Below are 13431 nucleotides of genomic sequence, written 5' to 3'. Positions count from 1 at the left end.
ACCACCGAGGCCGGTACGAACTCGATCAACGACATCACCCCGGTGCTGAACAAGGAGACCGGTAAGAACGCCTACCGGTCGGTGGAGATCAGTACCCCGGATGCTGACGCGAAGCAGACCGAGAAGCTGCGCGCCGACATCGTCCGGACCGTGGACGATGGTAGGGCCGTGGTCGCGAACATCGCCGGGACCAGCACCGACACCACCGGTGTGAGTCACTCCTACGAGGGCGGGCACTACATCAGCGTCGTCGGTTACCGCGACAACGGCAGCACCGTCACGATCGCCGACTCCGCCGACCCCAACCAGGCCGCCTACCAGATCAGCGTCGAGCACCTCGCCGACTGGATCGCCACCCGCGGCTACGCCACCAGCTGACACCAACACACCAACGACGAAGGGCCGGACCCCATCCACGGGGCCCGGCCCTTCGCCATGCCCGCGAACGCCCACGCCCACATCCGAGCAACTTCCCGGATGTTGCTGCCTCCCATGCGCGGGAGACAGCAACAACACTGTTATTGCGCAGATCTCGGCGGCCGCCGTCCGGCTTCGGCGGCGGCTTCCGACGTCAGTCGGTGGCGAGAATGGCGAGGTCAGTGCCCGTTGCCCGGTCGGACCGGATCGGCGCCGGACGCAACCGCCGCCGCATGGCCGCCGGAAGCCGCCTCGGCCGCATGACCGCCCGCAGCCGCCTCCGCCGCATGGCCGCCGGGAGCCGCCCCGGCCGCATGACCGCCCGCAGCCGCCTCCGCCGCATGACCGCCGGAAGCCGCCTCCATGGCGGCAGCATCGTCGGCCGACGTGACGCGGTGCGCGCGTCGGCGCAGCCACCAGGTGCTGCCGAGCCCGGCGAGCACCGCGAGGACCAGCCCGGCCCAGGAGATGTCCTTCAACCAGTGTTCGGCCGCGCGACCGACCGAGTAGAGCAGGTACGTCGTGCCGAAGGCCCAGACCAGGCCGCCGGCCGCGTTCGCCACCAGAAAGCGGCGGTACGGCACGTGCAGCGCCCCGGCGAGCGGCCCGGCCAGGATCCTCAGCAGTGCCACGAACCGACCGAAGAAGACCGCCCAGACGCCGTGCCGCGCGAAGCTCTGCTCGGCACGGGCGAGCTGTGCCGGGCCCAGGTGCTTGGGGAACCGTCTGCCCAGCCGGGCGAGCAGCGGACGACCGCCGCGTCGGCCGATGGCGTACCCAATGGAGTCGCCGACGATGGCGCCGAACGCCGCGGCGCTCGCCACCCACTCCGGCTCCACCACGCCGGTGGCGGCGAGCAGGGCGGAGCTGACCAGAACGATCTCGCCGGGCAGCGGGACGCCCATGCTCTCCACGCCGATCACCCCGGCGACGATCAGGTAGACCAGGCCCGGAGGCAGCGCCGAGAGCCAGTGCTGAACGTCGATCACTCGGCACCCCTTCCGAATCGGCACCGACCCTACCCCGCCGGCTGGCGACGCGGCGCGGTCGTGGTCCGTCCACACGGTGACGCCGGGTTGCGCATATAGCAAGACGGACGTACGGTTTTGTTGGAAGCGGAATCGGGCGGTAAGTGTCACCTAACCTCGGCGGCACCCCGGCCGGTGCGACAGACTGCTCAGGACTACTCACGGTCGCTGGTGTGAAGGAGTACGACGTGGCGAGCCTCGACACCTTCGGTGCGAAGACCCAGCTACGCGTCGGAGACGCGAGCTACGAGATTTTCAAGATCGACAAGGTGGACGGCCACGCGCGGTTGCCGTACAGCCTGAAGATCCTGCTGGAGAACCTGCTGCGGACCGAGGACGGCGCGAACATCACCGCCGACCACATCCGCCAGCTCGGCGGGTGGGACTCCACCGCCGCCCCGAGCGTGGAGATCCAGTTCACCCCGGCGCGGGTCCTGATGCAGGACTTCACCGGCGTGCCCTGCGTGGTCGACCTGGCCACCATGCGCGAGGCCGTACGCGACCTGGGCGGCGACGCCACCAAGGTCAACCCCCTCGCCCCCGCCGAGCTGGTCATCGACCACTCGGTCATCGCCGACCTGTTCGGCCGCGAGGACGCGTTCGCCCGCAACGTCGAGCTGGAGTACGAGCGCAACAAGGAGCGCTACCAGTTCCTGCGCTGGGGCCAGACCGCGTTCAACGAGTTCAAGGTCGTGCCGCCGGGCACCGGCATCGTGCACCAGGTCAACATCGAGTACCTGGCTCGTACGATCATGGAGCGCAACGGCCAGGCGTACCCGGACACCGTCGTCGGCACCGACTCGCACACCACCATGGTCAACGGCCTGGGCGTGCTGGGCTGGGGCGTCGGTGGCATCGAGGCCGAGGCCGCGATGCTCGGCCAGCCGGTCAGCATGCTGATCCCCCGGGTGGTGGGCTTCAAGCTCTCCGGTGAGATGCCGGCCGGCACCACCGCCACCGACCTGGTGCTGACCATCACCGAGATGCTGCGCAAGCACGGTGTGGTCGGCAAGTTCGTCGAGTTCTACGGCCCGGGCGTGAGCGCCGTGCCACTGGCCAACCGGGCCACCATCGGCAACATGTCCCCGGAGTACGGCTCCACCGTGGCGATCTTCCCGATCGACGCGGAGACGATCCGCTACCTGGAGCTGACCGGCCGCGACGCCGCGCAGGTCGCGCTCGTCGAGGCGTACGCCAAGGAGCAGGGCCTCTGGCACGACCCGGCGGCCGAGCCGGAGTACTCCGAGCGCCTGGAGCTGGATCTCGGCTCCATCGAGCCGTCGCTCGCCGGCCCGAAGCGCCCGCAGGACCGGGTGCCGCTGGGCAGCGCCAAGACGCTGTTCCGCTCCGCGCTGACCGACTACGTGGCCGACGACTCCACCGGCGAGCGCGACCTCAAGCCGAGCGTCGCCCGTGAGGAGCTGCCGCGCGGCGCGAACGGCCCGGCCGACGAGGCAAGCGCCGAGTCCTTCCCGGCCAGCGACCCGCCGGCCAACGAGTTCAGCGACCCGGCCGACGAGCCGCGCGACCTGGAGACGGCTGCCGCCGGGGCCGGTGGCCGGGCCACCAACCCGATCCGGGTCACCGGCAGCGACGGCGTCGAGTACGAGCTGGACCACGGTGCCGTGGTGATCGCCGCGATCACCTCCTGCACCAACACGTCGAACCCGCAGGTGATGATCGGTGCCGCGCTGCTGGCCCGCAACGCTGTCGACAAGGGCCTGACCCGCAAGCCGTGGGTGAAGACCACCCTGGCGCCCGGGTCGAAGGTCGTCATGGACTACTACGAGCGGGCCGGCCTGACGCCGTACCTGGACAAGCTCGGCTTCAATCTGGTCGGCTACGGCTGCACCACCTGCATCGGCAACTCGGGCCCGCTGCCCGAGGAGGTGTCCGCCGCGGTCAACGAGCACGACCTGTCGGTCGTCTCGGTGCTCTCGGGTAACCGGAACTTCGAGGGCCGGATCAACCCGGACGTCAAGATGAACTACCTGGCGTCGCCGCCGCTGGTGGTCGCCTACGCCCTGGCCGGCACGATGGACATCGACCTGGCCAACGAGCCGATCGGTGAGGACTCCGCAGGTAACCCGGTCTACCTGCGCGAGATCTGGCCGAACAGCGCCGAGATCCAGGACGTCATCGCCCAGGCGATCGGCGCCACCGGCTTCAGCGCCGCGTACGCCGATGTCTTCGCCGGCGACGAGCGGTGGCAGTCGCTGCCGACCCCGACCGGCGACACCTTCGCCTGGGAGAGCGACTCCACCTACGTGCGCAAGCCCCCGTACTTCGAGGGCATGCAGCAGGAGCCGAGCCCGGTCGTCGACATCTCGGCCGCCCGGGTGCTGGCCAAGCTTGGTGACTCGGTGACCACCGACCACATCTCACCGGCCGGTGCGATCAAGGCCGACTCCCCGGCCGGCTCGTACCTCGCCGAGCACGGCGTGCCGCGCCACGAGTTCAACTCGTACGGTTCCCGTCGGGGTAACCACGAGGTGATGATCCGGGGCACCTTCGCCAACATCCGGCTGCGCAACCAACTGGTCCCGGGGGTGGAGGGCGGGTTCACCGTCAACCACCTCACCGGCGAGCAGACCTCGATCTACGACGCCTCGATGGCCTACCAGGAGGCCGGCATCCCGCTGGTGATCCTGGCCGGCAAGGAGTACGGCTCGGGCTCGTCGCGTGACTGGGCGGCCAAGGGCACGATGCTGCTGGGCGTCCGGGCGGTCATCGCCGAGTCGTACGAGCGGATCCACCGCTCGAACCTCATCGGCATGGGCGTGCTGCCGCTGCAGTTCCCGGTGGACGTCACGGCGGAGTCGCTCGGTCTGACCGGCACCGAGACGTTCACCATCACCGGGGTGACCGCCCTCAACGACGGCGAGACCCCAAGCACGGTGCAGGTCAGCACCGACACCGGCGTGGAGTTCGACGCCGTGGTGCGGATCGACACCCCCGGTGAGGCGGACTACTACCGGCACGGCGGCATCCTGCAGTACGTGCTGCGCCGCATGATCGCCAACTGATCGCGTGCGGCTGGTCGAGGGCCGCTCCCGCTTCGGCGGGGGCGGCCTTCGCCGTCGTAGCCGGGAAAGACTCGCGGTCAGAGCGCCCGTAGGTGCTCGACTACCGCGTCATCCACGGCGCGGCGCGCGTAACCCCGTAACCGCCGCCGCAGGGTGACCGTCCTGAGCGCGTCTCGCGCGGCAGCCCGCAACACGGCACTGTCGGCGGCCACAGCCTCATCCACCTCGGCGAAGAGACTCTCGACCTGACGCATGTCGTAACCCAGCAGAGTAACCACGAACGGCAGCGGCGTGATGCCGGGTGGTCGGGTCGGTCCGCTCGGGGTGCCCGGTTGCGCGAGTGCCGCCAGCCGTTGGGCTATCGCCGCGTCCACGTCCCGGGGGGCGTAGCCCCGTAGCCGCCGTCGCAGGGTGGTCGCCCGAAGCGTGTCTCGCGCGGCAGCCCGCAACACGGCACTGTCGGCGGCCACAGCCTCATCCACCTCGGCGAAGAGACTCTCGACCTGACGCATGTCGTAACCGCGCAGAGCAACCACGAACGGCAGTGCCATGTGGCCACCATATCGATCGCCGCTCGCGCCGCGCGGGGTGGGCGGCAGGGATGAGCGCTCAGCACGACCGGGGGCCATGCACGTCAGCACTGACACCAGAAGAGTTCAACCCAGTGGTACGGATCGACGCCAACAGGGTCCCTCCCGCCCCTCGGCGAGAGGGACCCTGCGTCGTTCCGGGTCGCTCCTCGTACCAGGCCTCGATACGGGCTAACCTCTTAGCTAAGGAGGTGCACGGTGGCCGGTGAAGCTGCGGCGCAGTTCAACATCCACGATGCGAAGACGAACCTGTCACGCATCATCGAACGGGTCGAGCACGGCGAGGAGATCGTGATCAGCCGGGCTGGTAACCCGGTCGCCAAGGTCATCCCTCTGCGTCGAACATCTCGCACCGGTCGCGGCTCTCTGCGTGGTGCGCTGGACCTCACCGGTGACTGGGATTCCGACGAGGTCAACGACGAGGTTGCTCGCGAGTTCGGGCTGCCCGGATGAGGCTCTTGCTCGACACGCACGTGGTGCTCTGGTGGCTGACCGACGACCCGATCCTCGCAACGGACATCAAGGATCGCATCGACACCGAGCCCGACGTGTACCTCAGCCCGGTCACGCTGTGGGAGGTCGCGATCAAACAGTCGCTGGGCAAGTTACCCGGTCCTGTCGACCTGGCCGAACGGATCCGTGACGCCGAACTGCGGGAGCTTCCGATCCGCCACGATCACGCAATCGCAGCTGGTCGACTGCCGGTCATCCACCGGGATCCTTTCGATCGGATGCTTGTCGCACAGGCCCTGCACGAAGGTCTGACCCTGGTCACCAGGGATGACCGCATCCAGAAGTACGACGTACCGATCCTGGTGGCGTGACTTCCATCCGCTAGCGGATGAGGGCGTCGACCGGCGCGAACGCTCAGCGCAGCCGCAGCGCGACCGCGCGGGCCTCCTCGTCGGTGAGTGGCAGGAACCAGAGGAAACGGCGGACGATGGCGACCGGGTCGGGGCCGCCCGGCTGGCCGCGCAGGTCGCGGATCGCCCTGCGGGTTATCCGGGAGAACTCGGGGATCAGGGTCGCCCGGCGGGCGGCGTCCGTCGGGGTCGCTCGCAGTGCCGGGCAGGGCCAGTCCTGACCACAGTCGTCGCACGTCCACAGCGGGCCGGCGGCGGTGTGCGCGACCGGCGGGCCGCCCCGGGACCGCCAGCGTGTTTCGGGTACGACGTTCGCCGCGCGACCCGGGCCACGGTACGGAGGGTGCTGTGGCCCGGTCGGTCCGGCGCTGATCACACGGGGCGAGGCCGGCTGTGCCGGTCGAGTGCCTGGCCGTTGGGGGCGGTGGCAGGGCTTGTCGTCGGGCATCCTGTGCTCCCTCTCGATGCTGTCTACACAGCACCCTGCCGAGGGTTGCCAATCAATCACACCGCGTATAACTATTACCTTCCAACGTCTGGAACGTTCTGAAGGGCCCGGGGATGAATCGAGCCGTGCAGGCAGCGATGGCCGAGCGGGGCCACACAGCTGACAGTCTCGCTGCTCAGGTTGGTGTCGATCCGAAGACGGCCGCCAAGTGGGCGAGCACGGGACGAATCCCGCAGACGCGTCATCGCGCGCGTGTCGCCGAACTGCTCGGCCGGAACGTCGACGAGCTGTGGCCCGACGCGTTGAAGCGCCGAACGCCGGCCTGGTTCCGGCCCTGGGCCGAGATCGAGCGCGAAGCACTTTCGCTGCGGTCGTTTCAGCTCGCGTGGATACCGGGCCTCCTCCAGACGAAGGCCTACGCCCTCGCGACGCTGGTCGGCGAGGCGCTGACAACGGCCGAGGCCAACGACCTGGCGGAGGCGCGGCTGAGCCGGCAGGCCATCCTGCGCCGGGAACGTTCGCCGCTGCTCGTCGCGGTCCTCGATGAGGGAGTCCTCCGGCGCACCCTCGACGGCGACCGGGCCATGATGCGGGAGCAGTGCGAACGGCTGGTCGAACACGCCATGCTGCCGAACGTGTCGCTGTTCGTCGTGCCCGTCGACGTCGGCATGTATCCGGGCCTCGGTGGGCCGTTCACAGTGGCCGAGATGCCGGACGGGGCGCGGGTAGCGCACGTCGACAGCCAGGCGCAAGCGCAGCTCATCGACAAGGTTGCCGACGTTGCTACGCTCGACCGACGGTGGGAACGCATTCGCGACAGCGCCCTGTCGCGGGCGCAGTCCCTCAATCTGATCAGGGAAGCGGCAGCATCATGGACCTGACCGGCGCTCGGTGGCGCAAGAGCAGCAAGAGTGGCAACAACGGCGGCGACTGCGTCGAGGTGGCCGACAACCTCGCGGGCGTCATCGGCGTACGCGACTCGAAGGACCCGGCCGGTCCGACGCTCACCTTCGACCCAACGGCCTGGTCCCGATTCCTGACCTCGACCAAGCGCGGCTGAACCTCTGAGAGGTTCCCGGCGCGGCCACCTGCCGAAGCTGAGATCTTGGACAGTTTCCGTTAGGCGGAGACGGAAAGTGTCCAAGATTCACTTTGCTGGCCCTCTCCGATCCCGACGCGTCTTCGGCGAGGTCGGACCAACAGACGCTCAACGCCGACGCGAGCCCTCAGGGGGCGAGTTCGTCGGCCCGGTCCAGCAGCGCGCGGCGCTCGGCAGTCGAGCCCACCGCTGCCGCCGCCTGTCGGAACAGTCCGGCCGCGCGTAGGCGGTCCCCCTGCCGGGCCACCAGATCGGCCTGCACCGCCACGGCGAGCGGGTAGCCGTCCAGCCCTCCCCGAGTGCGCGCGGCGTCGAGCAGGACCAGCCCGGCGGCCGGCCCGTACGCGTAGCCGTGCGCGACAGCGCGGTTGAGCGCGATCACCGGCGAGGGCCGCAGCTCGGCTAGCGCGTCGTAGGCCCGCGCGATCGTCGGCCAGTCGGTGTCGTCGGCCGAGGCCGCGGTGGCGTGGCAGGCGGCGATCCGGGCCTGCCACGCGTACGGCCCGTCGTGGCGTACCCGATCGAGGGTGGCCAGGCCCTCGGCGATGGCGGCGCCGTCCCACCGGCCGCGGTCCTGCCGTTGCAGGGTGAGCAGGTCGCCGGCGGCGTCGCGGCGGGCGTCCCGGCGGGAGTGTTGGAGCAGGAACAGCGCCAGCAGCGCGGCGACCTCGGACTGCTCGGGCATCAGCCGGTCGAGCAGCCGGGCCAACCGGACCGCCTCGTCGGCGAAGGCCGGCTCACCGTCGGCGACGTAACCCCGGGTGAACAGCAGGTACAGCACGGCGAGGACGCCGGGCAGCCGCTCGGTCAGCGCCGGCCCGCTCGGCACCCGGTACGGGATGCCGGCCTGGGCGATGCGGGTGCGGGCCCGGGTCAGCCGGCGGGTCATCGTCGACTCGCTGACCAGCAGGAGGCGGGCGATGTCGGCGGTCGGCACGCCGCAAACCGTGCGCAGGGTCAACGCCACCCGGGCCTCGAGCGCGAGCGCCGGGTGGCAGCAGGTGAAGACGAGTCGCAGTCGGTCGTCCACCACGTCCTGGCCCACCTCCGGCCCCGGCGGTGCGTCGTCCGGCGTGAGCAACGCCAGGTCGTGCAGCTTGCGCCGCTCCAAAGTGGCCCGACGCAGCACGTCGATCGCCCGGTTACGCGCCACCGTCATGAGCCAGCCGCCCGGGTTGGCCGGCACACCGTCGGTGGGCCAGCGCTCCAGGGCGACGGCCAACGACTCCTGGGCACAGTCCTCGGCCAACGCCCAGTCCCCGGTGACCCGGATCAGGGTCGCGACGATCCGGGGGTACGCCTCGACGCCGGCCGCCGCGACGGCTTCCGCCGCCGCGCCGGCCGCTGCCCCCGTGCGCCTCGGCCGGCTCGGCGAGGTGGGCAACTCAGTCAGTCGGGCAGGTCCGCGAACGGGCGCAGCTCCAGCCGCCCCTCACGGGCCATGGGGTGGCTGCGGGCCATCTCGATCGCCTCGTCCAGGTCGGCGCAGTCGAGCAGGTCGAAGCCCACGATCACCTCGGCGGTCTCCGCGAACGGCCCCTCGGAGACGAGCAGCTCACCGTCGCGAACGCGGACGGTGGTGGCCGCGTCGGTCGCCGCCAGCACGTTGCCGGTCAGCCGGCGCCCCCGGGAGTCGTTCTCCGCCACCCACTTGTGGATGTCGGGTAGCTCGGTGGGGTCGGTGTCCGGCTCGGTGTCGCTGCACACGAACATCATGTACTTCATCTGGTCGCTCCCTGGTTTCTCGGGGTGTCGACAGCATGACGATCGGCCGACAGCGTTCCGGACACCCTCCCCCGAAAAACTCCTGTCAGTCTCCGCTGGCGGCGCGGCGGCGGGCCTCGCGGGTCTTCATGGCGTGCTCCATCAGCGTGACGAGCACCTCCTTGCTGGACTCGCGCTGCCGGGCGTCGCAGAGCAGCACCGGCACGCCCGGGTCCAGGTTCAGCGCGGCCTGCACCTCGTCGAGCCGGTACGTCCGGGCGCCCTGGAAGCAGTTCACCGCCACCACGAAGGGCGTGCCCCGACCCTCGAAGTAGTCGATCGAGGGGAAGCAGTCGGCGAGCCGGCGGGTGTCGGCGAGCACCACCGCGCCGATCGCGCCCAACGCCAGCTCGTCCCAGACGAACCAGAACCGGTCCTGCCCTGGCGTACCGAACAGGTACAGCACCAGGTCGTCGCTGATGGTGATCCGGCCGAAGTCCATGGCCACGGTGGTGGTGGTCTTGCCCTCCACCCCGGACAGGTCGTCGATGCCGACCCCCGACTCCGTCAGCACCTCCTCGGTGCGCAGCGGCCGGGTTTCGCTGACCGCGCCAACCATGGTCGTCTTGCCCACGCCGAAGCCGCCCGCGACCAGGATCTTGATCGCGGTGGGCAGTGGCGTCGCTCCCGCCGGCCGGTCAGAGTGCCCGTAGTCCATTGATTACCGCCTCGAAGATGCTGTTGTCGGGAAGACCGGCCGTGGTCTGCGGCTCGCGGACCTGCACCAGGCTGCGGGCTGCCAGATCACCGAGAAGCACCCGGATGGTGCCCACCGGCAGGTCGAGATGGGCGGCGATCTCGGCGACGGACTGTATGCGCTGGCACAGCCCGACGATCGCCAGATGCTCGGGGCCGAGACCGACCTCGGGCGTGACCTCGGCTCGGGTCGCCGTGACCAGGGAGATCAGGTCGAACGTGCCGGTGACCGGGCGGGCCCGGCCGCGCGTCACCGCGTACGGACGCACCACCGGACCCGCGTGGTCGTCCACCCACTGATGGTCTGCGGACTCCCCCTGGACGGTCATCGCCGCTACCTCTCGCCGACCTGCTGATCGGTGCCTCGCGACGGCGATGCGACGTACTTGCCGACCCGGGTGACGAGCATCGCCATCTCGTAGGCGATCAGACCGACGTCGGCGTCCTCGCTGGCCAGCACCGCCAGGCAGGCGTTGCGGCCGGCCGCTGTGACGAACAGGAACGACGACTGCATCTCGATGATGGTCTGCTGCACCTGCCCACCACCGAAGCGCTTGCCGGCGCCTCGGGCGAGGCTCTGGATGCCGGCCGCCATCGCCGCGAGGTGCTCGCCGTCGTCCCGGCTCAACCCCTGGGAGGAGGCCATCAAGAGGCCGTCGGTGGAGAGCGCGACCGCGTGTTCGGCCTGCTTCACCCGGCCCACCAGGTCATCCAGCAACCACGTCAGGTCGGCGCTCGAAGCCGTCTTCTGGGTCACTTCGTCGTCCTCTTCTCGCCCGGCTGTGCGCCGTGTTCGTCTGGGGCTCGCCCGTCACACCGCGTGGAAACCCGCGGCCTCGGTGCTCGGTCAGGTCGCTTGTGGATCCTCGTCGGTCGGCTCGGGCGGCGTTGCCGCCGGGGTGCCGGAGGCACCGCCGAGCAGCCGAGCCGCGTCGGTGCGACCACGCCGGGTACCGGTCTGGTAGGAGCTCATCATCCGGCGAACCTGCTCCGGTGGACGCACCACATCCTCGTCGTCGGTCTCGGACACCGCCGGGTCGTCTCGCAACTCGGGAACGATGTTCGCCTGTCGGACCCGGACAGGCAGGCCCGAGTCGGTCCGCTCCGCCTCGGCCGGGGCGGGCACCGGACCACCGTCGCCGGCCTCGACCGGCTCCGGGTCACGGCCTTTCGAGCGGGGGCGGTCGACGGCGGGCAGGCCGGTGGGCACGGTCGGGGCTTCCAGCGCCGGCTGAGTCAGGCCGCGCCGGGCGCGGGTGGGCAGGTCGGGGGTGCCGGGTGCCGGGGTGGTCCGCTGTCGGGTGGGGAGACCACCGTCCGCCTCGGTCTCGTCGTCCCTCGTCACGGTGGTGGAGTCGGCCGGCGTCGGCACCGCTGCCTCCGATGCGGTGGTCGTCGCGGTGGCGAGCGCGACAGGTGCGAGGGACGCCGGACGGCTGGTGTCCGGGGCGGGCGTCGAGGGCACCGGGATGGCCGAGCCGGCCCGGAACGAGCCCGAGTCCTCCGGGGAGGCATCGGCCTCGGTGACCAACTCCAGCGGGATCAGCACGACAGCCGTGGTGCCGCCGTAGGCGGACTCCTTGAGCCGTACCCGCACGCCGTGCCGATCGGTCAGCCGGCTCACCACGTAGAGGCCCAGGCGGGAGGCGTTGGCGAGGTTCAGCTCGGACTGGTCGACGATCCGGTGGTTCGCCGCGGCCAGGTCCCCCTCGCTCATGCCGAGGCCCCGGTCCTCGATCTCGATGGCGAACCCGTTGGCGACCGACTGGCCACGGACCTCGACCGTCGTGTGTGGCGGGGAGAACGACAGACCGTTCTCGATCAGCTCGGCGAGCAGGTGGATGACGTCGCCGACCGCGCGGCCGGCGAGCGAGACCGGCCCGAGCGGCAGCACGTTGACCCGGGTGTAGTCCTCCACCTCGGCCACGGCGCCGCGCACCACGTCGACCATCGGGACGTTGCGTCGCCAGGCCCGGCCGGGGGTGGACCCGGAGAGCACGATCAGGTTCTCCGCGTTGCGCCGCATCCGGGTGGCCAGGTGGTCGACCCGGAACAGGTCCTCCAGCTCCTCCGCGTCGTGCTCCCGGCGCTCCATCGCGTCCAGCAGGGTGAGCTGGCGGTGGACGAGCGCCTGCGTGCGTCGGGCCAGACTCAGGAAGACCTCGCGGACGTTGCGACGCAGGTCGGCCTGCTCGACCGCGGTCCGCAGGGCGGTTTCCTGCACGGCGTTGAACGCCTTGCCGACCTGGCCGATCTCGTCGGTGCCGAACTCCAGCGGGGGCGCCTCGGTGGCCACGTCGACCTCCTCGCCGCGCCCGAGCCGCTCCACCACCCGGGGCAGCCGCTCGTCGGCGAGCTGCCAGGCGGCCTGCCGCAGCCGCTCGAGCTGGCGCAGCAGGTTCCGCGCGGTGGTGATGGAGACGACGACGGAGGCGATGACGGCGAGCAGGCCCAGACCTGTGGCGAGCACCAGCCGGACGACGACCATCACGGCGACGCCGGTGGCCCGGTCCACGATGCCCTCACCGCCGGACAGCACGACGTCGTTGACCTCGGCCAGCGCCGGCTCCACGGTGCCGCGCCACTGCTCGGCGTCGATCGGCAGCTGGGTCGACGGTCGGCCCTCGCGGATGATGCTGTCCTGTACGGCGCGCAGTCGGGTGAACGCCTCGCCCTCGACGAGCTGCTGGTAACGGCGTTTGTCGGAGTCGGCGAGCCGGACCCGGGTCTCCTCGCCGACGAACCGCTCGGAGCCGACAAGCGCGACGTAGCGGGCGTACTCGGCGCCGCTCATCCGACCGTTGCCGAAGAGGCCGCTGAGCAGCGCGTCCTCCTGGGAGATCAGCTCCTTCATCCGGTTGAGCTGGATCAGGGCGGCCGCCTCGCCGGCGATCTGCTTGTCGTCCAGGCTGCCGGTCACGTCGTAGACCTGGAAGATCGACTCGATCGCGTCGGTGTACGCCTCGGCGGCGGCGACCCGGTCGATCTTGCGCTCCAGCACCTCGGCGCGGGTCTGCTTCAACGTGTCGACCTGGGCGGTCGTCACCTGGAGCTGGTCGTCCAACGCGGAGCTGCCGGCGATGTCGACCTGCCACTCGCGCGCCGAGGCGGCGAAGGCGGCGGCCAACTCCGTGGTCTTGCCCTGCTGGGCCTCCAGCGCCGTCCGCTGCGCGGCCTCGGGGTTACTCAGGTACGCCTGAGTCAACCGGCGCTCCACCTGGAGCTCCTGCAACAGCGGCTCGCTCGGCTCGTAGACCTTGGTGTTGATCACCTGAACACCGAGCAGGTTGAAGCCGTCGCGCAGGGTCACCCACGCCGCGAACATCCAGAGCGCAACCAGGGACAGCAGCAGGGCGACAACCTTGGTGCGGATACTCGTACCGCGAGAGCGCATTGAACCGTCCCAGGCTGGGCGTTGACTCAGCTCATCAACGAATGATCACAGGGGGCGACGTCCCACCACAGCAGGGCATCCAGGGCTGAGGCTCTGCGTACGCTAG

The 13431-nt window shown here is 70.4% G+C and carries 15 protein-coding genes; 6 read left to right on the top strand and 9 right to left on the bottom strand.

From position 1 onward, the window contains the following. On the top strand, positions 1-378 hold a 378-nt coding region (locus ACWER9_RS27600), incomplete at its 5' end, for a C39 family peptidase (protein ID WP_452304584.1). A 218-nt stretch (positions 379-596) separates the two neighbouring features. Here ACWER9_RS27600 and ACWER9_RS27595 read toward each other — a convergent pair. Beyond that, positions 597-1406 carry a DedA family protein gene (locus ACWER9_RS27595; protein ID WP_452304583.1) on the bottom strand — a complete coding sequence of 270 codons (810 nt, stop codon included), beginning with the start codon at positions 1404-1406 and terminating at the stop codon, positions 597-599. Positions 1407-1618: 212 nt separating this feature from the next. Between ACWER9_RS27595 and ACWER9_RS27590 the strand changes: the two genes are divergently transcribed. Continuing rightward, positions 1619-4471 carry an aconitate hydratase gene (locus tag ACWER9_RS27590; protein WP_452304582.1) on the top strand — a complete coding sequence of 951 codons (2853 nt, stop codon included), beginning with the start codon at positions 1619-1621 and terminating at the stop codon, positions 4469-4471. A 77-nt stretch (positions 4472-4548) separates the two neighbouring features. On the opposite strand, the gene ACWER9_RS27585 is transcribed toward ACWER9_RS27590, so the two are convergent. Continuing rightward, complete coding sequence (locus tag ACWER9_RS27585) at positions 4549-5022, bottom strand: hypothetical protein (RefSeq protein ID WP_452304581.1); 474 nt, start codon at positions 5020-5022, stop codon at positions 4549-4551. A 237-nt stretch (positions 5023-5259) separates the two neighbouring features. Here ACWER9_RS27585 and ACWER9_RS27580 point away from each other — a divergent pair, with 237 nt between their 5' ends. Continuing rightward, complete coding sequence (locus ACWER9_RS27580) at positions 5260-5514, top strand: type II toxin-antitoxin system Phd/YefM family antitoxin (protein WP_452304580.1); 255 nt, start codon at positions 5260-5262, stop codon at positions 5512-5514. Continuing rightward, the gene (locus tag ACWER9_RS27575) at positions 5511-5885 is read left to right on the top strand and encodes a type II toxin-antitoxin system VapC family toxin (RefSeq protein ID WP_452304579.1); all 375 of its coding nucleotides are present in this window, start codon (positions 5511-5513) and stop codon (positions 5883-5885) included. Before ACWER9_RS27580 ends, ACWER9_RS27575 begins: the two co-directional genes overlap by 4 nt. 43 nt (positions 5886-5928) lie before the next feature. Here the strand turns inward: ACWER9_RS27575 and ACWER9_RS27570 are convergent, their stop codons facing one another. Further along, positions 5929-6300: a hypothetical protein gene (locus ACWER9_RS27570; protein ID WP_452304578.1), complete on the bottom strand. Its 372-nt coding sequence runs from the start codon at positions 6298-6300 to the stop codon at positions 5929-5931. Between the two features lie 185 nt (positions 6301-6485). On the opposite strand from ACWER9_RS27570, the gene ACWER9_RS27565 reads away from it, so the two are divergent. Beyond that, positions 6486-7253, top strand: coding sequence for a Scr1 family TA system antitoxin-like transcriptional regulator (locus ACWER9_RS27565; protein WP_452304577.1), 768 nt, complete (start codon positions 6486-6488; stop codon positions 7251-7253). After that, on the top strand, positions 7244-7432 hold the full coding sequence (locus ACWER9_RS27560; protein WP_452304576.1) for a DUF397 domain-containing protein: 189 nt from the start codon (positions 7244-7246) through the stop codon (positions 7430-7432). The genes ACWER9_RS27565 and ACWER9_RS27560 overlap by 10 nt, the downstream gene beginning before the upstream one ends. Before the next feature lie 166 nt (positions 7433-7598). Here the strand turns inward: ACWER9_RS27560 and ACWER9_RS27555 are convergent, their stop codons facing one another. The 6 genes from ACWER9_RS27555 to ACWER9_RS27530 all read right to left on the bottom strand — a co-directional run bounded on the left by ACWER9_RS27555 (position 7599) and on the right by ACWER9_RS27530 (position 13325). Then, the gene (locus ACWER9_RS27555) at positions 7599-8855 is read right to left on the bottom strand and encodes an RNA polymerase sigma factor (protein ID WP_452304575.1); all 1257 of its coding nucleotides are present in this window, start codon (positions 8853-8855) and stop codon (positions 7599-7601) included. 5 nt (positions 8856-8860) lie between these two features. Continuing rightward, complete coding sequence (locus ACWER9_RS27550) at positions 8861-9196, bottom strand: YciI family protein (protein WP_452304574.1); 336 nt, start codon at positions 9194-9196, stop codon at positions 8861-8863. Between the two features lie 85 nt (positions 9197-9281). Beyond that, positions 9282-9893: a GTP-binding protein gene (locus ACWER9_RS27545; protein WP_030337265.1), complete on the bottom strand. Its 612-nt coding sequence runs from the start codon at positions 9891-9893 to the stop codon at positions 9282-9284. Continuing rightward, positions 9874-10260 carry a DUF742 domain-containing protein gene (locus ACWER9_RS27540; protein ID WP_030337267.1) on the bottom strand — a complete coding sequence of 129 codons (387 nt, stop codon included), beginning with the start codon at positions 10258-10260 and terminating at the stop codon, positions 9874-9876. The genes ACWER9_RS27545 and ACWER9_RS27540 overlap by 20 nt, the downstream gene beginning before the upstream one ends. Positions 10261-10265: 5 nt before the next feature. Continuing rightward, the gene (locus ACWER9_RS27535; protein WP_091403761.1) at positions 10266-10688 is read right to left on the bottom strand and encodes a roadblock/LC7 domain-containing protein; all 423 of its coding nucleotides are present in this window, start codon (positions 10686-10688) and stop codon (positions 10266-10268) included. Positions 10689-10778: 90 nt separating this feature from the next. Next, positions 10779-13325 (bottom strand): nitrate- and nitrite sensing domain-containing protein, encoded by a 2547-nt coding sequence (locus tag ACWER9_RS27530; protein WP_452304573.1) that lies wholly within the window; start codon positions 13323-13325, stop codon positions 10779-10781. Positions 13326-13431: the final 106 nt, after the last annotated feature.

This window comes from Micromonospora sp. NPDC003944, from assembly GCF_053605225.1.
The sequence above is the reverse complement of the archived record's forward strand: the minus strand, read 5'-3'. Positions and strand labels throughout refer to the sequence as shown.

Excerpts from the sequence above, each read along its gene's own strand:
- ACWER9_RS27585 (WP_452304581.1), bottom strand. The coding sequence starts at position 5,022 with ATGGCACTGCCGTTCGTGGTTGCTCTGCGCGGTTACGACATGCGTCAG.
- ACWER9_RS27575 (WP_452304579.1), top strand. The coding sequence starts at position 5,511 with ATGAGGCTCTTGCTCGACACGCACGTGGTGCTCTGGTGGCTGACCGAC.
- ACWER9_RS27565 (WP_452304577.1), top strand. The coding sequence starts at position 6,486 with ATGAATCGAGCCGTGCAGGCAGCGATGGCCGAGCGGGGCCACACAGCT.
- ACWER9_RS27560 (WP_452304576.1), top strand. The coding sequence starts at position 7,244 with ATGGACCTGACCGGCGCTCGGTGGCGCAAGAGCAGCAAGAGTGGCAAC.
- ACWER9_RS27550 (WP_452304574.1), bottom strand. The coding sequence starts at position 9,196 with ATGAAGTACATGATGTTCGTGTGCAGCGACACCGAGCCGGACACCGAC.
- ACWER9_RS27545 (WP_030337265.1), bottom strand. The coding sequence starts at position 9,893 with ATGGACTACGGGCACTCTGACCGGCCGGCGGGAGCGACGCCACTGCCC.
- ACWER9_RS27540 (WP_030337267.1), bottom strand. The coding sequence starts at position 10,260 with ATGACCGTCCAGGGGGAGTCCGCAGACCATCAGTGGGTGGACGACCAC.
- ACWER9_RS27530 (WP_452304573.1), bottom strand. The coding sequence starts at position 13,325 with ATGCGCTCTCGCGGTACGAGTATCCGCACCAAGGTTGTCGCCCTGCTG.